Origin of the sequence: Desulfonispora thiosulfatigenes DSM 11270 (assembly GCF_900176035.1) — a bacterium.
Classification (GTDB): Bacteria; Bacillota; Peptococcia; order Peptococcales; family Desulfonisporaceae; genus Desulfonispora; species Desulfonispora thiosulfatigenes.
In genome coordinates this window covers 312,235-334,093 of the sequence record NZ_FWWT01000022.1, presented here as the reverse complement: position 1 = coordinate 334,093, position 21,859 = coordinate 312,235, and the positions used below count along the sequence as shown (strand labels likewise).

Here is a 21,859-nt window from a genome sequence, read left to right as displayed (position 1 = left end):
TCTTAATAATTTATATTAAATTAACAAAAAGATCAGATATCCTGATCTTTTTGTTCTATAGCTATATTTAAATAACCAAAAATAACAGCAATTATTGGACTAAATAAATTAAAAAATACAAAAGGTAAATAAGCCATAGTACTTACACCTAAAGTGGTTGCCATAAAGACGGCGCATGCATTCCAAGGAACAAGTGGAGAAGATAAGGTACCCGCATCTTCTAAAGTTCTGGACAGATTTTTAGTATGTAAACCTTTAAGAGTATAGGATTTTTTATACATTTTACCAGTAAATATTATAGAAAGATACTGATCACCAGTCATTATATTAATTGAGAAACAAGTTAGCACAGTGGCTAATATGAGCGAGCCAGTTCTTTTTGCATAAACTAATATTTTTTCTGCAATCGCGTTTATCATTCCAGATGTTTCCATAATTCCAGCAAAACTAAGAGAGGCAAATACTAAAGATAAAGCCCACATCATGCCATTTAAGCCACCATTAGTTAATAAAGAATCTACACTCTCAATTCCTGTATTTGATACATAACCATAATGAGCAACTCTAATAATTGTAGTCATATCTGATCCTTGAAAAACAAAGGCAAAAAGTGATCCTAAAATTACTCCACCAACTAACCCAGGTATAGCTGGTATTCTCATAATAACGATAGCAATAATTAATACCGGCGGAATTAATAATACCGGAGAAATATAAAACTGAGAAGATAAATTAGTCAATAAAAGATCTATTGATCCGGTATCAAGAGATGCATTTCCGTATTTTATTCCTAAAACTCCATAAATAGTTAAAGCTATCATTAAACTTGGAATACTCGTATATAAAAGATGTTTTATATGATCAAATAAATTAACTTCTGCCATAGCTGATGCTAAGTTTGTCGTATCGGACAGAGGAGACAATTTATCTCCAAAATAAGCACCAGAAATTATCGAACCTGCAACTATCGGTAAAGGAATATCAAAACCCTGCCCCATTCCAATAATGGCAATCCCAACTGTACCAACTGTTGTCCAAGAACTTCCAGTAGCCAATGCAACAATAGCACATATTAAACATGATGTAATAAGAAAAATACTAGGTGCAATAATTTTTAATCCATAGAATATCATAGCTGGAACGATCCCAGCAAGAATCCAGGTACTAATTACGATACCTATAATACAAAAGATTAATATTGATTGCGTTGTCTTAGAAAAGGTATCTACTATACCCTGTTCTAAACTTTTCCAAGAGTGTCCTGCTGATTTTGCTACTAGACCTGCAACTATAGTAGAAGCAAAGATTGCCATATGAGGATCTCCATCAAAAAATTTCAGTGTAGAAATCAAGGCAACGATTAAAAAAACAATAGGAATTAATGCTTTTAAAAAGGAAATTTGTTTAATATTTTTATTTGCATCTGTCATGCAAGTTTCCCCCCATCCCATGCTTAAGCTCAGATAGGTAATTACATCTATTTCAGATATATGTAATTACCTATCTAACCTTTTTTATTAATTATCTAGGAACATTTTAATTTAAGTATGGATTATGCAAAGTTTTTCTTTACATAATCCATACTATATATTAAATAGTTTGGGTTATATCACAATCTTTATCATTAATTTTACATTTTCTTCTAATTAAAGAAGAAGCTATTAAGCCTAAAAATCCTATTCCTGCTAAGAAAAGAAAGATATACGTGTATCCTCCGTTACCAAACTTATCTAACCAGGTGCCAAACATAGCAGACATAAATAAATCCGGTGTATATCCAATAATAGATGCAATACCTACTGCTGTACCTGTAACGGCTACAGGTATTTTAGCTTCTCCAATTATGGAGAACACTACACCATAAAGAGCTAAACCAAAAGCTCCTGGCAACAAGGTAAATATACTAACAAATAATGGATTTGCTCCCTCTGGTATGAATAAAACCGAAATAAAGAAAACAGCTAGAACAGAAAATGCTACCATAAACCATTTGCTTGTAGATTTAAATACTTTATCAGCAAGATATCCTCCTACCGGAGCAAGTAACATAAAGATATACGTTCTAATAATTGAGAATATACCAGATTCTTCTGGAGAAACACCAATTACATTAGTTAAATAAGGTGTAAAGTAAGTGGTGCTTGAATATAAAGTGTAACCACTTAAAATTACAATTGAAAATATCCAAAGCATTGGATTCTTAATTAAGGTTTTAACATCTCCAAAGTGGAACTTCTCTTCTTCAGAAGTTTCAAGTTTAGCCTTTTTATCATCTTTTAAAAATATAGCAACTAAAATAGCTGATATTGTAGTTGCTGCTGCGATAACTAAAACTGCATTAAACAAGGGTCACTTGAAAGACCAGCCGCCCATAGTGCAGTAGAATTACCAATTGCGCCTGTTATTCCATTTCCTGCATAATAAAGTCCAAACATTCTTCCTTGTTCATCATCATCAGCAATTAATCTAATTGTTTTCATCAACGAACTCCAGAAAACAAAAGTTGTTGTAATTGCTAATAACAACCAGATAACCAACGATAATTTATAGTTAAAAGTAAAAGCATATAATAAAGCGAGTACTGTAGTACTAATCAAAGAAAATAAAATACACTTCTTAGCAGAGAATCTGTCAGCAACCATACCTCCAGGTATATAAACTAACATACATCCCATTGCATACATAGTTAAAAGTAAGTCAGATTGCTGATTATTAATACCCATAACTGCTAACTGTTGATCATAAAATACATATTTAAGATATGGTAAAAGGTAAATTGAACCACCACTAAGTGACAGGGCTAAAATAGTTAAATACTTTTGCCGTTTATCTTTCATAAATAACCTCCTAGTATTTATTTGTGTTTACTTTTCATTTTTCAACTATCAGGGCATCAACTGCACAAACATTATCTTCATATACAAATATTGGGTTAATATCAAGCTCTTTTAAATTATTAATATTATCACATGCAAAATTAGAAACATTAATTATTGCCTCTACATATGCATCTATATCAGCAGGTTTACTGCCTCTATATCCTTGTAATAATTTAATACCTTGTAGTGAGTTAACCATTTCGTAAGCTTCATCTTTAGAAACAGGTGCAAGACACAATGCAGTATCTTTAAATACTTCAACAAATACCCCGCCTAAACCACAAAGCAAGCATGGTCCAAAATTAGGATCATTATTTACGCCTATAATCATTTCTGCTCCACTTTTAACCATAGTAGTAATTTGAACACCATCAATTTGTGCATTTGGATAATGTTGTTTAGCATTATTTATAATTTCTTTAAATGCTTCTATAACTTGATTTTCATCATTTAGATTTAATTTTACACAGCCAATATCAGATTTATGAAGAATATCAGGGCTATCTATTTTAGCTACTAGAGGATAATCAATCTTTTTAGCCGCTGCTATTGCTTCTGCTTCTGTTTTAGCAACAATGGATCCAGGAAATGGAATTCCGTATTTTTCTAATTTTGCTCTACTTTCCGATTCACTTAAAGCTACTTCATTTTCATCTTTTGCCATAGGCATTTTTACATCAAGATTATGTTTAGTAACATCATAAGCTACAAAATCAGATATATTTTTTAAGATTTTAAATGCATAATTAGAAGTTGGTAAAACAGGTACCCCTATTTTTTCTAACTTTTCACTATACTCTAAATTTCTAGTATTTTCAGTAAATGGAATCATTACAACTGGTTTAGAATCTTCTCTTTCTGTTACCATTTCAATTCCTTTTGCCATATAAATAATAGCTGGATCTGCAATTTCTTGTAATAATGTATAACCAACTGCTACAATTCCTACTGATGGATCAGACATAACAGTACTTAAAGCTTCAGCATACTTTTCAGAATCATAAGAAAGTGTAGCTGTCATATCTAAAGGATTATTAGGTGTAGCATATGAAGGAAGTAACTCTGTTAATTTATCTAAAGTATCAGGAGTAAAATCTGCAAAGTTTATTCCATGTAATTCCCCAAGGTCAGCGCATATTCCTGTTTCTCCTCCAGATAAATTCATTGCTGCAACTTTTTCACTTGTAGGCATTTTCTTAATAGTTGCTAAAGCTAGAGATGTAGACATTAATTCTTCTAAATCATCAACTCTGATAACTCCGAATTTTTTGAATAATGCATCAAACACTTTATCTGCTCCTGAAAGACTTCCTGTATGCGATGCAGCGATTTCTTGTGCCTTTTGAGAACGTCCAGTTTTTAAAGCTACAATAGGTTTGCGTTTGAGTGCTGCTTTTTTTAAGGCTTTTATGAAAAGTTCGGCATCTTTTACACCTTCAATGTACATTGCAATTACCTTTGTATCCTCATCATCAATAAGATATTCAAGATAATTTTCCATTTTACAAACGCTACTATTACCAGCTGAAATTGCATATGAAAATTTCATTTTAGGACTATCCATCATAGAAAGTACAAGTTGACCACTTTGAGAAACTACTCCAACAGAGCCTTTTCTTTCTCTTTTATCTGAGATAAAAGCAAAAGGAGACGTGTTTTTAATGAAATTAACATAACCTGCACAGTTTGGTCCCATAAGGGCAACATCTAATTCTTCACAAAGCTTGATAAGTGATTGCTCTGCTTCTATACCTTCCTTTGTTCCTACTTCAGAATAGCCACTTGCATAAACTACAGCTGCTTTTGCACCTTTAGTAGTAGCTTGTTTAATTATGTCTTCCACTGTTTTTTGTGGAGTACAAATTACAACAAGATCAATATTTTCAGGTAATTCTTCTATAGAGTTGTAGCATTTTTTATCGAATATAGTATCTCTCTTTGGATTAATGAAGTAGTAGCTTCCTTCATCCATATAAGTTAAAACATTACGGCATGTATCGCCACCAAAACCTTCTTTTTCACTTGCCCCAACGATTGCAATTCTTTCCGGACTAAGTAATTTATTGATATTCATATTACCCCTCATTTCGAATATAGAATTAAAGGTAGACCCTGAATAAATTTTATAGTTTTTTAATTATCATTAACTTATTCACAGGCCTACCAAATTATAATTTAAGCTATTTTTTTATTACTGTAGAGGTTTCAAAACCTTTTACAAAGCACTCTGTATTTTTTGGGTTATTTCTACCTTTCGAAGCAAAGAATTCTTCTACTCCACTTCCCATTACATCTTTATCAAATAAATCTCCTGAGGCTGCTAATGCACCAAGCATAACAATATTAGCCCCTCTTGGATTACTTGCTTCTTCTGCTATTGCAGTTGCATCAACTTCTACAATTTTAAGATCACTTCTAAAGTTATAATCTTTAATTAAGCTTTTATTTGTAATAATTGTTCCATTAGGAACTACCATTGATTCAAATTTTGCAACTGAAGGCATATTCATTGCAATTAGGATATCTATTTCTTTAATAAAAGGACTAGCAATCTTGCCATCATTAATCTTAACGTTACAATTTGCTGTTCCGCCTCTCATTTCAGAACCATAAGAAGGTATCCAAGTAACATTTTTTTCATTGTTCATAGCTGTTTGCGCTACAATCAGTCCAGCGGTTAAGACACCTTGACCACCAAATCCTGCAAATATAAGATTAGGCATTTTTTTCACCCCGCTTTACAAATTCACCTAATTCAAAAAATGGTACAACATTTTGATCGATATGTTCCATTGATTTAAGTGGATCCATTTTCCAATTCGTTGGACATGGTGAAAGTATTTCAACAAATGAATAACCTTCTTCATTTTGTTGTGCTTCAAAAGCATTTCTGATAGCCTTTTTTGTTTTTAATATATTAGCGTTATTAGTTATAGAAGTTCTAGCTAAATAAGCAACATTTAGACCTTTCATCATGTTAATAACATTAAGAGGATCTCCAGTTTTGCTAGTGTCGCGGCCTTTAGTAGAAGTTGTAGTTTTTTGATTTGGTAAAGTTGTAGGAGCCATTTGACCACCTGTCATACCAAAGTTACCATTATTCACAAATATTACTGTTATATTTTCATTTCTTATTGCTGCATACATAGTTTCTGAAAAACCGATAGCTAATGCATCCCCATCACCTTGGTAAGAGAAAACTGTTTTATCAGGACGACTTCTTTTAATACCCACTGCAACTGCAGCAGCTCTACCATGTTGAGCTTGAATACAATCTATAGCAAAGGTTTCAGGCATATGAGAAGCACAGCCTACTGCAATTGAACCAATAGAATCTTCATATACTCCCATTTCTTCTAAAACTTCTGCAACTAAACGGTTTATAACTCCGTGTCCACATCCTGCACAATACTTATTATCTACAAAACAAGCTGCTGGTTTTTTCTTTGTCATGATTAGAAAACCTCCTTTGCTGTTCCATTTAATACATCTTTAACTTTTGCTAATACATCTGAAGGTTCAAAAATATTCATGCCACCTAAAGCATAAACCGGCTGCTTCATTTTACAAGCCAATGCTACATCTTCAGCCATTTGAGCTAGTGCAGTCATTTCTACTGAAATATAAGCTTTAACATTCTTTTGTTTTTCAAAAGCTTTAACTGGATACGGATATAAAGATATAGGTCTAATAAGTCCTACTTTTAATCCTTCTTTTCTTGCAATTGCTACAGCTTCATCACAAACACGTGAAGATATACCATATGAAACTAAGATTACTTCAGCATCTTCTGTATTTGTTTCTTCCCATAACTGTTCATTTTCTTCAATATTCTTATACTTTTTAGCCATATATTCATCATGATTATCTTGGAAATACATTACTGAAGTTACACTTCTAGAAGGTCCTTTTCCTCTACCTTTTAATGACCATTCAAATTTATCAGGATCATGTTCTTTCATTTCAGGCATTTCTACTGGTTCCATCATTTGACTAATAGAAGCATCTGATAAAAGTGTTACTGGATTTCTGTATTGTTCAGCTTTATCAAAACCAAGTGATACAAGATCAGCAGCTTCTTGTACTGATGCTGGAGCATAAACAATTGAACGATAATCACCATGTCCACCATTTTTTACAGCTTGCCAATAATCACTTTGTCCCACATAAATATCCCCAAGACCCGAACCATATCTCATTACATTAACAATCAAACATGGTAGTTCAGCTGAAGCAATATAAGAAATTCCTTCATGCAATAAACTATATCCAGGTCCTGATGAACTTGTCATAGCACGCATTCCTGCTGCAGCTGCACCATATACCATTGATATACCAGCTATTTCAGATTCACTTTGTACAAAACTTCCACCAACCTCTGGAAGTCTTACAGAAAGATACTCTAATATTTCTGTTTGAGGTGTAATAGGATATCCTGAGAAAAATCTACATCCTGCCCTTACTACTGCTTCAGCTATTGCGTCGTTACCTTTCATGAGCTCTCTCATCTCTTATACCTCCACTTCTACAATTTCAAATACATAGTCTGGGCAAACATTATAACAAATACCGCAAGTTATGCACTTATCATGGTCAACCGATACATAAGGATACCCTTTTGCGTTAATTTCACCCTTTATTGAAAGTGCCCCTTTAGGACAATTTTTTACACAATATTTGCAACTTTTACAACTTTCTTTACTTATAATTAATTTTTTCATAATATACCTCCAAATTTAGAACTGTATTATATGTCTGGTGTATCAGAAGTATCAGGAGCAAATATTTCCATTGCAACTTGACGTTGAGTTTTACCTTGTTTTTTAGCTTCTTCAAATACTTTTCTTGTATTTCTACGAATTAAAGAAGTTGTATCATTAACGATGTCTTCAGGAATTTTATCTACTATACCAAATACCAATGCTTCATATATTCTGATTCCACCCATATTTGAAACGAAGTCTACACAAATATCCACGCCTTTTTTAGTTAATACTTCGTCAGCTTCAGCCGTAACAGGAATATTTGCAGCTTCAACTATTAAGGATGCTTTTACGTCGTTAACGTTATCTTTATTAATTACATCTTCTAATGCTGCTGGTACTAAGATATCACAATCTACATCAAGCCAACTTGTATTAGCACTTACAGTGTAGTTATCAGCAAATGCAGCTTGGTCTAATTCACCTTTTGGTTTTCTTGTTGCGATAAGTTTTTTTACATCTAATCCTTCTGGGCAAGAAACTAAGCAGTTTGCATCAGAAATTCCGACAATTTTATATCCCATTTTATCTAAGCAATTAGCCATACTAGCACCAACACAACCGAAACCTTGAATAACTACTCCAGCGCCTTTTTTACCATTTTTAAATTGCCAAGCTTCATCAAGGGCATGTGCTAAGCCATAACCAGTAATCATATCGTACATTAAAAATCCATCATAAGTTAATGAACAAGCATCATCGTGGTTTTTAATTCCTTGTTGTACTACTGGATCATTTCTCATAGCATTTGTTTGTGGCAATCCTATACCTAAATCATCAAATATTTCTAAAACATCTCCATAATTAACCCCTAGATCTCCACCTAGTGATGCTCCTGCTTTAATATAAGGAGCCATTGCAACTATATATCTTCTTAATACATCTTTAGCATCTGGTGCTTTATAATCATAAGCTATTCCACCTTTACATCCACCAGTAGTAGTTGATTCGCAAGCTTTATATTTATAGCCCATTGTTGTAGCTAATCTAATAACTTCTTCTCTTGTAACAGTTGGATGCATTCTTGTTCCACCGCCACTGTAATTATTTACGAAGTTAAATATACATAACCACCCTTTTGCACTACTTTCAGTATCGTTCCATTCAACAACTGCGTATGGTTTCATATCCATTTTACTTCCCCCTTAAAATTCAATGTTTTATAGTAAGTATTTTTTAATGTATTCTATGTATGCAATCATACATTATTCTAATTATATTAGTCAAATCCAAATTTTTTCAATATTCCGTATAGTTTCAATATTTCTCTTATAGCTAAAACCCTTTAATACCAAGGGGTATGGCTGTTGAACATTAAGTATAAATGCCGAGTATTTATATTTCTTATGTTAAACATTAATATATTTATGTATTTGTATATTAGTATATTTACATATTATTGCACATATGTATATGCGTATACATGTATTGAATTTTAATACGTTAAGACTCTGGTTCATTGACATTCATCTCCTTAAATTGCTATAATAAGATAAAATAACCGAATTGGAGAATACTATGGATTCTAAAATATCATTCCGCGATCAAATCATTAATAATATCAAATCTAAAATTCAATATAATGAACTTAAACCTAACGAAATAATTAATGAAACTCAAATATGCAACTTTTTTAATGTTAGTAGAACTCCTGTGCGAGAAGCTCTTATTCATCTTGTAGCTGATGGTATCTTAGAAAAGATTCCTCGTAAAGGTTATAAAGTACTTGAAATAGATACAAAATCAAAATTAGATCTGTATACCATTATTGCTACACTCGATGCTCTTGCTGCTTCACTTTCAGTTGATAATTTAACTGAAGATGATATTATAAAAATGCATGAATGTGTAGATAAAATTGAGATTGCGATAAAGTACACTAAATATTCTGATTACTATACATTGCAAGATCAATTTCATAAAATTTATATCAATAAATGTGATAATCCCATTCTCATCAAAATGCTAAATGATTTATCCTTAAGTCCACTACATAGATCTTATATCAGTACTGATACCGATAAATTATTTGCAACCCTAAAGGAAACAAATGATGAACACAGAACAATAATCAAATTATTCGTCGAAAAAGATAAAGAAGAACTTGAAAAATATTTACGATTCGATCACTGGGCTACAAAACATCCTGATATGATATAAAAAAGGTGCTAAAACATTAATTTTAAGCACCTTTTTCGTATTCATTATTTATATTAACAGTCATTATCACTTTTATAAAAATATTATTTTAACTTAAAATAAAAATAAGTATAAGTAAACACAAAAAAAGAAGACAAAGTACTTCTTTTTTTGTGGTGGCGGCGCAGGGACTTGAACCCCGGACCCTACGGGTATGAACCGTATGCTCTAGCCAACTGAGCTACGCAGCCATAAAATATATAATTGGTTGCGGGAGAAGGACTTGAACCTTCGGCCTTCGGGTTATGAGCCCGACGAGCTACCAACTGCTCCATCCCGCGATATTGAATTATAATGGTGGAGAGGACAGGATTCGAACCTGTGAAGGCGTTGCCAGCAGATTTACAGTCTGCCCCCTTTGGCCGACTCGGGAACCTCTCCTTATTATAATGGAGCCGACGATGGGACTCGAACCCGCAACCTGCTGATTACAAGTCAGCTGCTCTTCCAATTGAGCTACGTCGGCAAATATGGCGGAGCTGACGGGAATCGAACCCGCGATCTTCGGCGTGACAGGCCGACGTGATAACCGCTACACTACAGCTCCATATTTTATTGGTGGGCGATGACAGGATCGAACTGCCGACCCCCTGCTTGTAAGGCAGGTGCTCTCCCAGCTGAGCTAATCGCCCTTAATGGTGACCCGTAGGGGATTCGAACCCCTGAGTGCTAGCGTGAAAGGCTAGTGAGTTCAGCCACTTCTCCAACGGGCCTTAATGGTGAGCCATCCGCGACTCGAACGCGGGACACCCTGATTAAAAGTCAGGTGCTCTGCCAACTGAGCTAATGGCTCTTAGTGCTTGTCTTTGTGTTCCTCAGCGACAAGACTTAGTATAACACCTTGTTTTCTTTTTAGCAACAATAAATTTAAAAAACTTTTATTTTTTTAAATAATTAGTATTATAGGTGCAAGTAATGACTTAAAACAGAATATCATGCTATTTCAAATTGCGCAAAAAAAAGAAATATAAGTTCTATGATTACTTATATTTCTTGAAAAGCATTTTTAATATCTTCTAAGGTTATCTGGATTAAATCATCTCTAGTAATGTTATCTTTTTCAATTAATCTAACTGCTTGTGATCTTATGGATTTTTCAATTAAGTTTCGTACCATGCGTGCATTTCCAAAGTAAGGATTATTATAAGCTTTAGTTTTAAGGATATTTTGTAAATTTAATTTACCATCATTTGATAAGGTATATTCTCTTTCTTTAAGCATTAATTCAGCTATTTGCATTAGTTCTGTTAAAGAGTAATCTGGAAAATCGATATGTATAGGGAAACGAGATTGTAACCCCGGATTAATTTTCATAAATGAATCCATTTCATTTTTGTATCCAGCAAGAATTAAAATAAGCTCATTTTTATAATCCTCCATGGACTTTACTAGTACGTCTATAGCTTCTTTACCAAAGTCTTTTTCTCCCCCTCTTGCAAGAGAATAAGCTTCATCAATAAAAAGAATACCTCCTAAGGCCTTTTTTATTTGCTCTCTAGTTTTAAGTGCTGTATGTCCGATATACTCACCGACCAAATCTGCTCTTTCTACTTCCACTATATGTCCTTTATCTAATATTTTAAGCTCTTTAAATAAACTGCCTATATTTCTAGCAACCGTGGTTTTTCCTGTACCAGGGTTACCTTTAAAAATCATATGTAAAACTAAAGATTCACAAAGTAAATTTTCTTCTTTTCTTTTCTTTTGTATTTTTATAAAGGCTTGAATTTCGTATACTATTTTTTTTACATTATATAGTCCTACTAAATTTTCCAAATCATCTAATATAATCTGAATTTGTTTATTATCATTTTTATTATTATCTTCTGATTTAGTAATTTTATTTATTTTCCCCATTGGAATAAGTTGTGGAACACCCTTTGGGTCAACTTTATATGAAAATTTCAAAGCCAATTCTCTCTCACCTCCATATAGATGCCTACTATAAAAATATGCAAAATATCGATAAATGTGAATTTAAAATAAAATAAAAAGGCTGTTACTTATGTACTTAAGTAACAGCCTACATGTTATTTAATTAGAGTCATTTGGCATGAAATTCACTGTTTTTATTGGTATAATTGTAGAAATGGCATGTTTATAAACCATTTGCTGCTTTTTATCAACTTCAATAATAACTGTAAAATTATCAAAACCTTTAACCATACCTTTCAATTGGAAACCATTAATCAAAAAAAATGTTACCTGAATATTTTCTTTACGTACTTGATTTAAAAATGCATCTTGTAAATTAAACTGTTTTTGCATAATTTTCCTCCGTTCTAAATTTATATTTTATATTTTATATTTTGTAAAGTAACTTATTTTTCAATGTAGGACAATATTTCTGCTAAAATCTGTGCTTCATTTTTATCATCTACATTTATCCACTTGATACGTTCATCTCTTTTAAACCAAGTTATTTGTCTTTTTGCAAATCGTCTGGTTTCTCTTTTAATTAGTTCTATAGCCTTTTCATACGAAATATCTCCATTTAAATGCATTAATAATTGTTTATAACCTAATCCTTGTAAAGCTTGTACATTAGCAGGTACACCGCTAGCTAATAAGTTTTTTAATTCGTCTAGCCACCCTGCCTCAAGCATTAAATCAACACGCAAATTAATTCGTTCATATAGTTTTTCTCTATCCATATGTAGACCAATAAAGTTCAAATCATAATTGCTAGTATTATTTTGATATGAAGAAATAGGTTTTCCAGAAGCATAGTAAACTTCTAAAGCTCTTATAATTCTCTTACTATCATTAGGGTGAATTTTTTCTGCACTAATGGGATCAAGAACCTTTAACTTTTCTATTAATTCCTCATTACCTTTATCTTCTGCAATTTTCCATAAATCCCTTCTTATATCTTCAGTATCACCAATATCTGTAAAATTATATTCACTGACAATACTATTTACATATAAACCTGTACCCCCAACTAGCATAGGTAAAACTTCTCTGCTAGCTATTTCTGCAATTTTTTCTTTAGCTAAAGACTGAAAATCTGCTACACTGAAATTTTCAGTTGGATCGATAATATCTATTAAATAATGAGGTATATCCTCCATTTCATTTTTAGTGACCTTTGCTGTTCCAATATCTAAATTGCGATAAACTTGCATAGAATCAGCAGATACTATTTCTCCCTTTAACTCTTTAGCCAATTTAATACTTAAGCTAGTCTTTCCGATTGCAGTCGGTCCAACTAACACAAAAAGAGGAAGCAAATTCAATTAACTCATCCTTCCTATTATTACTAATTTGTTATAAAATTATCCCCTTAACAAATAAATACACCATAAGCAACCGGACTATATTTTCCACCAACTATTTCATCCACATTTAATTTGCCAAAATTACTACTATTTGACCTATCTTTAAATACTACTCTTTTGCGAGCTATTTTAAGCGCTAAATCAATTGTGCTTTGATCTAATTGCTGATAATTAGCAAAATTCCTTAAACCACATATACCATTTGATTTATATAAAGGTTTATTAAACATAGGATCAAAATAAATAATATCAACACTCTTTGAAGGAAGTTTTTTTAAATAAGTATCATAGTTCTCATTTTTAACAATGATATTTTGCATTGATTCTTGAGTAGCTTTACTACCCCTTGAATATTTTTTTAATCCCCATTTTGTTATCGCATAAATGAGTGGACTACTTTCAATTCCAACTAATTCACCTTTATCTTTTAAGATAAAATTAGCTACAATAGCATCGTTGGCAAGTCCTAAAGTACAATCTAACAGGACATCAGATGGCTGTAACTGCATGGCTTCTATCATAGTGTCATAGCGTGTTTTTTTATAATTTTTAATTCTTGGAATAGCTAATCCTGGGTGAAAAAAGAATTCCCCATTTTCAGAAATAATTTGAATTCTATCTTCTCGTACAGCTATTACATCTGTTAAGTTATTTGTCTCCATAAATTTAGCCATACTTAAGTTTCCTTTAACTAGATAGGGGATATTTATTTCTTCACTAATCAACCTCGCTATCTCAATTAGATGTTCACGAGGCTTAGTAGTTGTAACAACTATATTATCATGATTCAAGGTTAAATTCTCCCCGTCTAAAAGTTTTATATAAATGTTTCATTGAAATATGATGAATAATAGGTCTTCCATGTGGACAAGTATGGGGATTATCCACTTTTGCTAACTCAGATAATAAAAATAAAATTTCTTCATTATTTAATTTTTGCTTTGCTTTAATAGCTCCTTTACAAGAAGCCATAATTAGTACCTTTTCTCTTAACACATTATAATTATTTTTACTATATTCTCCTATTTCATCGATTAAATCCAGAAAAAATTGTTCAATATTTTTAATTTTCAAATCTAAAGGTAGAGCTCTAATAACAAAGGCCCTAGTACCAAAATGCTCAACAATAAATCCTAATTTGTTTAAGGTTAAGATGTTTTTTATTAAAATTCCTTCTTGTTTAGCTGTAAGATTTAAAGTAATAGGAATTAATAAACTTTCTGATAATATTGTTTTTTCAGCATCTTCTTTCATGAATCTTTCATATAAAATTCTTTCATGACACGTATGTTGGTCAATAATAAAAAGACCTTCCTGATTTTGAGCCAAAATAAAGGTATCATTTAACTGAGCTAATGGCTTTAAATTAGGAATATCTTTAACCTTAACCTCTGTATTCTCAGTAAAACTTGCTTGCTTATCTTTTTCTCTAAAGTGAATAAATTGTTCTTCTGGTTTAGCTATATCTTTTTCTGGCTTGATATTTATTGGATCTAGTAGAGAGTCTTTGAGATTAAAATCATCTTGATAATAATTAATTTCTGGTTCTTTAAAAATAGCTTTTACTGGTATATTTTCTTCTTCCATACTGAGAAAGTTATTATCTTCACTAGCATAGTTGTCATTTAAATTTTGATAAATATAATCGTTAAATTCAATTAAATTAGTTTTATTAAGAGTATCTTTTATTAAAGAAGTTAATTTGCTTACTAGAAAATCCAAATTATAAATTTTCACATTTAATTTAGTGGGATGAATATTTACATCTAATTCATTAAAGGGCAAAGTAAAATCAAGTAATGCAATAGGAAATCTCCCTTTCGGTAAAAAGGTGTGATAAGCATCTTCTAAGCTTTTACTTAATTCTTTGCTTTTTATTAATCTTCCATTTATAAAAAATAATTGCTGATTACGAGTACTTTTACTAAATTCTTTGGGTGCAAGCCAAGCTTTTAGTTCAGAACCTGCAAAAACTTCATCTTCTGAATAAATAAATTTAGAACCTAATTCTTCCCCGAAAACTTCCTTTAACCTTGACTTAGTAGTGTTTTTACCAGCTGTATCATAGATAATGTTTTTGTTGTTTATTACTTTAAATCTAATATGAGGATGACCTAGAGAATATTTTGTAATTAATTCCGTTATTAAGCCTGTTTCATAACTAAGCCCTTTAATAAACTTTCTTCGAGCCGGTATATTATAAAATATATTTCTTATCTCAATACTTGTTCCTTGGGCAAAGGCTACTTCTTTTATATTATCTAATTCTCCACCCATTATTTTAATTTGCGTACCTACTTGGTCCCCGGTACTTGTATTTAAGATTATCTGTGAAACAGCTGCAATACTTGAGAGAGCTTCACCTCTAAAGCCAAAAGTACTAATGTTATCTAAATCACTAGAATCATAAATTTTACTCGTTGCATGTCGATTAAAAGCGATGAGGGCATCATCTTTATCCATTCCAGATCCATTATCTGTTACTTTAATTAAAGTAGTGCCACCATCTTTTATCTCTACTTGAATAAAGCTGGCCTTTGCATCAATTGAATTTTCAATTAACTCTTTAACTACTGATGAGGGTCTTTCTATTACCTCACCAGCAGCTATTTTATTAGAAGTAAAGGTGTCTAATATTTTTATCTTACCCATTTACATCATCCTTAGTTAAGTACATGTCTTCTGCCTTATTTTGCAAAAACACCTGATGATAAAAATTATCTTTACATGCATTTTCAAATAAACTTTTACCTTTCTTTAGACATTCATTACATGCATATATAGGTATAGAAATACAAAGGTTTTTGGCAGACTTTTTTAAATACGATACATAGGTTAATAATCCTGCACATTCAGTACATTTATAAATACTTTCTTCTTGTTCTTCTAAAAGATTATCCGTATCATAATATATTTCTTTGCTTTTTGTATAAATATCTTTAGAGCCAAAGATTTCAGTTAAATCTATTTTGTCTCTATTTTTCCAAATACTCATCATTTTGACAGTAAAGTCTTTAAGGTATTTAAGTGTCTTTTCTGATTCGGTTAAATTTTGCTCTTTTAATCCTGGTTCTTTAATATAAGAATAGTCTTTACCTGCTAAGGCTAAAATAATAGCCATATTCACATAAGGTAAAGCTGTTTCAACTGCATATCCACCTTCTAGTACACAAATATCAGGATTTAACTTTTGATTTAACCTACCATAACCATAAGCCGTAACATTCATATTCGCAAGTGGATCAGTAAAATGATTATCCTGACCAGCTGAGTTAATAATTATCTCAGGCTTAAAATCATCTAATATAGGTAGAATTAAATTATCAAGCACATAATCTATTCCTTGATCACCTGTTCCTGGTGGTAATGGTATATTTATAGTTTTAGCAAAAGCATTAGGACCTCCTAATTCATTCATAAATCCTGTTCCAGGATATAAGGTGCGTCCGTCTTGATGTAAAGAAATAAAAAGCACATCTGGATCATGATAAAATATATCTTGAGTTCCATCTCCATGGTGCACATCAGTATCAATAATGGCTATTTTTTTATATCCATATTTTTTACGTAAATATTCTACCAAGATAGCCTCATTATTAATATTGCAAAAGCCTCGATTTCCGTAAGTAATATGCATAGCATGATGTCCTGGAGGACGTACTAAAGCAAAAGAATTTGAGACTTCTTTGTTATGCCAGGCTTCCCCTAAGGCAATTGCCGAACCTGCTGCTACTAAATGTGCATCTGTAACAACATTATTAACCGTAGGAATACAAAAATGAACTCTCTTTATATCAAGTTCAGTAGTCATTTGTGCTTTATACTCGATTATTTCCTCTAAATCTAATAAACCTTCTTCAATAATTTGATCTCTGGTATACAATAATCTTTCTTCTCTTTCAGGATGAGTAGGAGAAATAGACCAATCAAAAGCTGGAAAAAAGATTAATCCTGTTTTATTACTCATGAGGATACCTCCGCAGGTTTATATTTCCAATAATTTGTGGAGTAATTCCTATCTTAATTTCATGGATTTGTCCACTCGTATGCATGTTTCTTATCATATTAAAAACTTCATATTGATATATTTCAGGAGATTCTTTAATATTAAATTCACTTAAATATTCCCTAAAAATCTGCTTGGAAAGATTTATTGCATCTTCCTTAGATAATCTTTGAGGCATATTTTGTTTTGAAAAATAACCCCAACTAGTTGAAATTTCTTTTTTAGTAGTATTTATTCTAATATTTTCTTCATAATTAGGTAAAGCAAGTGCAGCTCCAATCGCATTAGCTACATTACACACTGGATAATAGATATTATTTAATCTCATTCTACGAGAAATTAGTTTACCAATTGGGGCACTAGGGCCTCCTAAAGCAATTATATTGTTTAGCCTATTATTGTTAGTATGTAGTAATTGCCAAATACGATAACGAGGTTCATTTTGCCAGCTAATATACATTAATTCAATTCCATCTTGAATTAATGAAACGACTAAATCCATAGCCTTTTGGGCTAACTGAGCACTAGTTAAATTAACCTCTTTTGCCAACTTATCTAAAGAACTTTCTGCTTTGTCTTTATCACCAAAGTCTGAAAGATTTAAAACCCTTAAACAATCGGTTACTGTTGGATTATTTCCTCCTAGACAAGCCGGAATTCCTTCTTTTTTAAAGGATAATGAAACTTCATTGCCTTTTAAAATAATACTTGTATCCCCCCCAATAGGGAGTGAGTTGACCGCTAAAGAACGAACATGTGTATATATATTATTTATCTTGGCTCCTTTAGAAGCATATAATGGAATCGCATCTAAAACCAAACTTAAATCGGTTGTCGTTCCACCTATATCAATAACTACAGCAGTCGAATCTTCTCCTAAGAGTGCTTTAGCCCCAAAACAACTTGCAGCAGGTCCAGAGAAGATAGTATCTACAGCAAATTTATGAGCAGAGTTAATCGGGACTACCCCACCATCAGCTTTAAGAATGTAACCTGGACATTTTAAGTTTCTAAGCTTTAATGCTTCTTGTAAAGAAGTAGTGAATGTTGTAAACAATTCCCCACTTGCTAAAGTTAAGCCTAAGTTCATAGCTCTCCTTTTAAAATTAAGTTGACCTGAAACTTCATGACTTGAAAGAATATTAAGCTTTGGAAAATGTTCTTTGATTATTTTCTTTGCCTTTAATTCTAAATCAGGATTTCGCGTGGAAAACTTGCTAATAATTCCTAAGTTAATAATATATTTTTCTTTAATTAGTTCTTTAACGCACCTGATAATTTCATTTTCATCTATATCTTCTAGTATTCTTCCTTGAAAATCTATATTTCCGGATGCTATCTTATACGCAAAAGGTATTGTTAATTCACTTATATTTATACTTGATCCAGCTAAAAATAAAAGGCCAGTTGGATCATATTTGTTTTCTAAAATTAGATTCGTCATTAAAGTGGTGCTAACTACAATTCTTTGTACATTATCTTTGTTAACATCATCAAGTAATTTATCTAAAGTCTGAGTTATACTTTCTAATAAATTATCTTTATTTGTATTTACCTTAAAATCTTTTAAAACGCGATTATTTTCTATTAAAACTCCATCAGTAAATGTGCCACCGACATCTATACCAATATACATATTTTCAATCCTCACTTTTTAAACTATTTTGTAATTTGTATAAAGTATTAATAGCTTCTAGTGGGGTAATATTTAATAAATCTATTTTTTCTAATTGTTTCAGGACATTTTCATGTTTACTATTTATATCTTGTTTAGTATTTATGCCTTGTTTAGTATTTAATTCATGTTTGCTCTTTAATTCTTGTATTTCTTTTATCTTTAACATTTCTTCTTTATACTCAGTTTCTTTAAAACTCAGCTGTGTCTGTTCAGGTTTTTGTTCTAATGTACTTAAAATATCTTTTGATCTTTCGATTATTGTAGATGGTAAACCTGCAAGCTTTGCGACCTGTATACCATAACTTCTGTCAGCCCCACCTGAGATGATTTTTCTGATAAAAACAATATCATCACCCTCTTCCTTTACAGAAACGCTATAGTTTTTTACTCCATTTAATTTTTCTTCTAATGTAATTAATTCATGATAATGTGTCGCAAATAATGTTTTTGCTTTAATGATATTATGAATATATTCTGTTAATGACCAGGCTATGGATAATCCATCATAGGTACTTGTCCCTCTGCCTACTTCATCAAGAATTATCAGGCTATCCTTGGTAGCATTATTAATTATATTAGCTACTTCGCTCATTTCAACCATGAAAGTACTTTGGCCTGTACTTAAATTATCATTAGCCCCTACCCGTGCAAAGACTCGATCAACTATTGGTAATTCGGCCTTATCAGCAGGTATAAAACTTCCTATTTGCATTAAAATACTTGCAAGAGCTACACTTCGGCAATAGGTACTTTTTCCGCCCATATTTGGACCGGTTATTATTAAAAACCGGTGATTATCAGAATTCATATTTATATCATTAGGTATAAACCATTGTTCAGCAAGTTTTTTCTCTACTACAGGATGACGACAATTACTAATATTGAAGTTTGTATTATTTGAAATTTCTGGCTTAATATAATTTTCTGTTACAGCTACTTGTGCTAACGATGCCAGACAATCAAGTTCTGCAATAATTTTTGCCATAGCTAAGATGCGGAAATTAAACGCTTTAATTTCTTCTCTTAACATAATAAATGTTTGATATTCTAATTCTTTTAATTTATCATCTGCACCTAAAACCAAAGCTTCTTTTTCTTTTAATTCTGGGGTTATGAAACGTTCGGCATTAGCTAAGGTTTGCTTTCTGATATAATGCTCAGGTACTAAATGCAAATAGCTTTTTGTTATTTCTATGTAATAGCCAAAGATTTTGTTATAACCAATTTTTAAAGACTTAATTCCAGAAATTTGCTTTTCTTCTTGTTCTAATTTTAGTATCCACTCTTTACCGTCCCTAGTAATTGATCTAAGGTAATCAATTTCTTCATTATAATTATCATTGATAAGATTTCCTTCACGTACTGAAAATGGAGGATCAGGATATAATGCTTTTTCTAATAAAGAGTAAATATCATTTAAATCATCAAATTGCTCATATGTTTGTTTAAGTAAATAAGATTTTGCTTGTTCTAAAATAGTTTTTACCTTTGGTAAAATTTCCAAAGAATTTTTCAAGGCTAGTAAGTCTTTGGCATTAGCATTACCAAATGAAATTTTAGCAATAATTCTTTCTAAGTCATAAATTGAATCTAACAGCTTACGTAATTTCATGCGTAAATCTAAATTATTAACCAATTCTTCATTAGCATTTAATCTGTTTTGAATTTCCTCTTTATTAACCAAAGGTTTCGTCAGCCATGATTTAAGCATACGCGCACCTAAAGGCGTAACTGTTTTATCTAAAACAGAGAGTAAAGTACTGTTTTTTTCTTGTATGTTAATTGGTTGAATTAGTTCTAGATTTTTTTTAGTGGCAAAATCTAAATACATATTATCTTCAATGTGATAAATTTTAAGCTTTTCGATATTACCAGGTGGATTTTTTTGAGTAGATATCAAATAATCCAGTACAGCACCTGATGCTTTGATCGCCTCAGGAAAATTTTCCAATCCAATACTTTGTAAAGTATTTAAATTAAAATGTTCTAAGAGTATTTTTTTACAGTAATCACCTTTAAAAGCATAATCATAATGATAGCTTATTTTAACTGAATTAGGTAATTGATCAAGTTCAAATTGAGTTTTGGATGTAATACATTCTGCAGGTGTATAACGAAGAACTTCATTGATTAAATCTTCTTTTTTATTAATTTCACTAGTATAAAATTCTCCAGTAGAAATATCCACCGCAGCTAAACCAAAAGAGTTTTCACCTTTAGTGATACATACTAGAAAATTATTATTCTCTTCATGTAAGAGATTGTTTTCTAATACTGTTCCAGGAGTAATAATTCTAACAACATCTCTTTTTACGATGCCTTTACTTTTTTTAGGATCTTCCATTTGTTCACAAATTGCAACTTTATAATCATTGTTAATTAATTTTGCTATATAGTTATCAGCTGAATGAAATGGCACGCCGCACATAGGTATGCGTCTTCCCTTTCCTGCCTCTCTAGAGGTTAAAGCAATTTCTAATACTTTACTGGCAACTTCTGCATCACTACCAAACATTTCATAAAAATCACCTAATCTATAAAACAAAATACAATCTTTATAACTATTTTTTATTTCTTGATATTGTATCAACATAGGTGTGCTACTAAACATTTTACTCCTCCAAGTTTTACTATATAAGAAATATAAGGAGATTAAAAAATCTCCTTATATAAGTTTTCTTAAGAACAACTACCACAACAACTTGAACAACTAGTACATCCTTCTTCGTTTTGTTGAGTTAAAGCGTTATTAATCATGTTATTTAATTGACCTAAAATATTATCTAATTTTTCTTGCGCACCTAAGTAATCAACTAATGTTTGATTCTTAGACATTTTTTCTTCAATAGAATCTGCTTGTTCTTTTAATTCAGCAGTTAATTCTTGTAATCCTTGAGTATGTACCTCTTTTTGCAAGTTTTGGTATTCCTCAATAATTTTTTGTGCTTCAGGATCAGCTGATATAGCCATTTCACCTTCACGTACTGCCTTTAATTCTTCAGAATTTCTAATTGCGTCTGCTAATTCTTTTGCTTTGTCTAAAATTTGCATAT

The 21,859-nt window shown here is 31.5% G+C and carries 19 protein-coding genes and 8 tRNA genes; 1 reads left to right on the top strand and 26 read right to left on the bottom strand.

From position 1 onward, the window contains the following. Positions 1-32 precede the first annotated feature (32 nt). The 9 genes from nhaC to B8965_RS10515 all read right to left on the bottom strand — a co-directional run bounded on the left by nhaC (position 33) and on the right by B8965_RS10515 (position 8,775). On the bottom strand, positions 33-1,430 hold the full coding sequence (gene nhaC, locus B8965_RS10550; protein WP_084054146.1) for a Na+/H+ antiporter NhaC: 1,398 nt from the start codon (positions 1,428-1,430) through the stop codon (positions 33-35). A gap of 160 nt (positions 1,431-1,590) precedes the next feature. Next, positions 1,591-2,346, bottom strand: coding sequence for an MFS transporter (locus tag B8965_RS12355; protein WP_144015907.1), 756 nt, complete (start codon positions 2,344-2,346; stop codon positions 1,591-1,593). Further along, positions 2,328-2,837, bottom strand: coding sequence for an MFS transporter (locus tag B8965_RS12990; RefSeq protein WP_144015906.1), 510 nt, complete (start codon positions 2,835-2,837; stop codon positions 2,328-2,330). The genes B8965_RS12355 and B8965_RS12990 overlap by 19 nt, the downstream gene beginning before the upstream one ends. A 34-nt stretch (positions 2,838-2,871) precedes the next feature. Next, entirely contained in the window at positions 2,872-4,953 is a 2,082-nt protein-coding gene (locus B8965_RS10540) for an acetate--CoA ligase family protein (protein ID WP_084054145.1), read from the bottom strand. Positions 4,954-5,059: 106 nt separating this feature from the next. After that, positions 5,060-5,602 (bottom strand): 2-oxoacid:acceptor oxidoreductase family protein, encoded by a 543-nt coding sequence (locus B8965_RS10535; RefSeq protein WP_084054144.1) that lies wholly within the window; start codon positions 5,600-5,602, stop codon positions 5,060-5,062. Further along, entirely contained in the window at positions 5,595-6,332 is a 738-nt protein-coding gene (locus tag B8965_RS10530; protein WP_084054143.1) for a thiamine pyrophosphate-dependent enzyme, read from the bottom strand. The genes B8965_RS10535 and B8965_RS10530 overlap by 8 nt, the downstream gene beginning before the upstream one ends. 2 nt (positions 6,333-6,334) lie before the next feature. After that, complete coding sequence (gene vorB, locus B8965_RS10525) at positions 6,335-7,387, bottom strand: 3-methyl-2-oxobutanoate dehydrogenase subunit VorB (RefSeq protein ID WP_084054142.1); 1,053 nt, start codon at positions 7,385-7,387, stop codon at positions 6,335-6,337. 3 nt (positions 7,388-7,390) lie between these two features. Further along, positions 7,391-7,600, bottom strand: a complete 210-nt coding sequence (locus B8965_RS10520; RefSeq protein WP_084054141.1) for a 4Fe-4S binding protein — start codon at positions 7,598-7,600, stop codon at positions 7,391-7,393. 26 nt (positions 7,601-7,626) lie between these two features. Then, positions 7,627-8,775, bottom strand: coding sequence for a Glu/Leu/Phe/Val family dehydrogenase (locus B8965_RS10515; RefSeq protein WP_084054140.1), 1,149 nt, complete (start codon positions 8,773-8,775; stop codon positions 7,627-7,629). 385 nt (positions 8,776-9,160) lie between these two features. Between B8965_RS10515 and B8965_RS10510 the strand changes: the two genes are divergently transcribed. Then, on the top strand, positions 9,161-9,802 hold the full coding sequence (locus B8965_RS10510; protein ID WP_084054139.1) for a GntR family transcriptional regulator: 642 nt from the start codon (positions 9,161-9,163) through the stop codon (positions 9,800-9,802). Between the two features lie 153 nt (positions 9,803-9,955). On the opposite strand, the gene B8965_RS10505 is transcribed toward B8965_RS10510, so the two are convergent. The 17 genes from B8965_RS10505 to B8965_RS10425 all read right to left on the bottom strand — a co-directional run bounded on the left by B8965_RS10505 (position 9,956) and on the right by B8965_RS10425 (position 21,857). Next, positions 9,956-10,032, bottom strand: a tRNA-Met gene (locus B8965_RS10505). Positions 10,033-10,046: 14 nt separating this feature from the next. Then, positions 10,047-10,122: transfer RNA gene (locus tag B8965_RS10500), tRNA-Met, on the bottom strand. Positions 10,123-10,136: 14 nt separating this feature from the next. Then, a tRNA-Tyr gene (locus B8965_RS10495) sits at positions 10,137-10,222 on the bottom strand. Between the two features lie 9 nt (positions 10,223-10,231). Next, positions 10,232-10,307: transfer RNA gene (locus B8965_RS10490), tRNA-Thr, on the bottom strand. Positions 10,308-10,312: 5 nt separating this feature from the next. After that, positions 10,313-10,388, bottom strand: a tRNA-Asp gene (locus B8965_RS10485). A gap of 9 nt (positions 10,389-10,397) precedes the next feature. Continuing rightward, positions 10,398-10,473, bottom strand: a tRNA-Val gene (locus tag B8965_RS10480). Positions 10,474-10,477: 4 nt separating this feature from the next. Continuing rightward, a tRNA-Glu gene (locus B8965_RS10475) sits at positions 10,478-10,554 on the bottom strand. 4 nt (positions 10,555-10,558) lie between these two features. Then, positions 10,559-10,634, bottom strand: a tRNA-Lys gene (locus B8965_RS10470). 191 nt (positions 10,635-10,825) lie between these two features. After that, positions 10,826-11,698, bottom strand: a complete 873-nt coding sequence (locus B8965_RS10465) for an AAA family ATPase (protein WP_084054278.1) — start codon at positions 11,696-11,698, stop codon at positions 10,826-10,828. A 177-nt stretch (positions 11,699-11,875) separates the two neighbouring features. Beyond that, a complete protein-coding gene (gene hfq / locus B8965_RS10460; protein WP_423237176.1) occupies positions 11,876-12,109 on the bottom strand; it encodes an RNA chaperone Hfq in 234 nt (77 codons plus the stop codon). Positions 12,110-12,162: 53 nt separating this feature from the next. Next, a complete protein-coding gene (gene miaA / locus B8965_RS10455) occupies positions 12,163-13,074 on the bottom strand; it encodes a tRNA (adenosine(37)-N6)-dimethylallyltransferase MiaA (RefSeq protein ID WP_084054277.1) in 912 nt (303 codons plus the stop codon). Between the two features lie 53 nt (positions 13,075-13,127). Beyond that, complete coding sequence (locus B8965_RS10450) at positions 13,128-13,913, bottom strand: class I SAM-dependent methyltransferase (protein WP_084054137.1); 786 nt, start codon at positions 13,911-13,913, stop codon at positions 13,128-13,130. Further along, positions 13,903-15,774, bottom strand: a complete 1,872-nt coding sequence (gene mutL / locus B8965_RS10445) for a DNA mismatch repair endonuclease MutL (RefSeq protein ID WP_084054136.1) — start codon at positions 15,772-15,774, stop codon at positions 13,903-13,905. The genes B8965_RS10450 and mutL overlap by 11 nt, the downstream gene beginning before the upstream one ends. After that, complete coding sequence (locus B8965_RS10440) at positions 15,767-17,089, bottom strand: histone deacetylase family protein (RefSeq protein WP_084054135.1); 1,323 nt, start codon at positions 17,087-17,089, stop codon at positions 15,767-15,769. Before B8965_RS10440 ends, mutL begins: the two co-directional genes overlap by 8 nt. Next, on the bottom strand, positions 17,082-18,764 hold the full coding sequence (locus B8965_RS10435) for a hydantoinase/oxoprolinase family protein (RefSeq protein ID WP_084054134.1): 1,683 nt from the start codon (positions 18,762-18,764) through the stop codon (positions 17,082-17,084). The genes B8965_RS10440 and B8965_RS10435 overlap by 8 nt, the downstream gene beginning before the upstream one ends. Positions 18,765-18,768: 4 nt before the next feature. Continuing rightward, positions 18,769-21,417 (bottom strand): DNA mismatch repair protein MutS, encoded by a 2,649-nt coding sequence (gene mutS, locus B8965_RS10430; RefSeq protein WP_084054133.1) that lies wholly within the window; start codon positions 21,415-21,417, stop codon positions 18,769-18,771. 68 nt (positions 21,418-21,485) lie between these two features. Beyond that, positions 21,486-21,857: a YlbF/YmcA family competence regulator gene (locus B8965_RS10425; RefSeq protein ID WP_159446334.1), complete on the bottom strand. Its 372-nt coding sequence runs from the start codon at positions 21,855-21,857 to the stop codon at positions 21,486-21,488. Positions 21,858-21,859 lie beyond the last annotated feature (2 nt).

What these genes read in the sequence shown, in the direction of transcription:
- nhaC (WP_084054146.1), bottom strand. Translation starts at nt 1,430, where the DNA reads ATGACAGATGCAAATAAAAATATTAAACAAATTTCCTTTTTAAAAGCA.
- B8965_RS12990 (WP_144015906.1), bottom strand. Translation starts at nt 2,837, where the DNA reads ATGAAAGATAAACGGCAAAAGTATTTAACTATTTTAGCCCTGTCACTT.
- B8965_RS10540 (WP_084054145.1), bottom strand. Translation starts at nt 4,953, where the DNA reads ATGAATATCAATAAATTACTTAGTCCGGAAAGAATTGCAATCGTTGGG.
- B8965_RS10535 (WP_084054144.1), bottom strand. Translation starts at nt 5,602, where the DNA reads ATGCCTAATCTTATATTTGCAGGATTTGGTGGTCAAGGTGTCTTAACC.
- B8965_RS10530 (WP_084054143.1), bottom strand. Translation starts at nt 6,332, where the DNA reads ATGACAAAGAAAAAACCAGCAGCTTGTTTTGTAGATAATAAGTATTGT.
- vorB (WP_084054142.1), bottom strand. Translation starts at nt 7,387, where the DNA reads ATGAGAGAGCTCATGAAAGGTAACGACGCAATAGCTGAAGCAGTAGTA.
- B8965_RS10520 (WP_084054141.1), bottom strand. Translation starts at nt 7,600, where the DNA reads ATGAAAAAATTAATTATAAGTAAAGAAAGTTGTAAAAGTTGCAAATAT.
- B8965_RS10515 (WP_084054140.1), bottom strand. Translation starts at nt 8,775, where the DNA reads ATGGATATGAAACCATACGCAGTTGTTGAATGGAACGATACTGAAAGT.
- B8965_RS10510 (WP_084054139.1), top strand. Translation starts at nt 9,161, where the DNA reads ATGGATTCTAAAATATCATTCCGCGATCAAATCATTAATAATATCAAA.
- B8965_RS10465 (WP_084054278.1), bottom strand. Translation starts at nt 11,698, where the DNA reads ATGGGGAAAATAAATAAAATTACTAAATCAGAAGATAATAATAAAAAT.
- hfq (WP_423237176.1), bottom strand. Translation starts at nt 12,109, where the DNA reads ATGCAAAAACAGTTTAATTTACAAGATGCATTTTTAAATCAAGTACGT.
- mutL (WP_084054136.1), bottom strand. Translation starts at nt 15,774, where the DNA reads ATGGGTAAGATAAAAATATTAGACACCTTTACTTCTAATAAAATAGCT.
- B8965_RS10440 (WP_084054135.1), bottom strand. Translation starts at nt 17,089, where the DNA reads ATGAGTAATAAAACAGGATTAATCTTTTTTCCAGCTTTTGATTGGTCT.
- B8965_RS10435 (WP_084054134.1), bottom strand. Translation starts at nt 18,764, where the DNA reads ATGTATATTGGTATAGATGTCGGTGGCACATTTACTGATGGAGTTTTA.
- mutS (WP_084054133.1), bottom strand. Translation starts at nt 21,417, where the DNA reads ATGTTTAGTAGCACACCTATGTTGATACAATATCAAGAAATAAAAAAT.
- B8965_RS10425 (WP_159446334.1), bottom strand. Translation starts at nt 21,857, where the DNA reads ATGCAAATTTTAGACAAAGCAAAAGAATTAGCAGACGCAATTAGAAAT.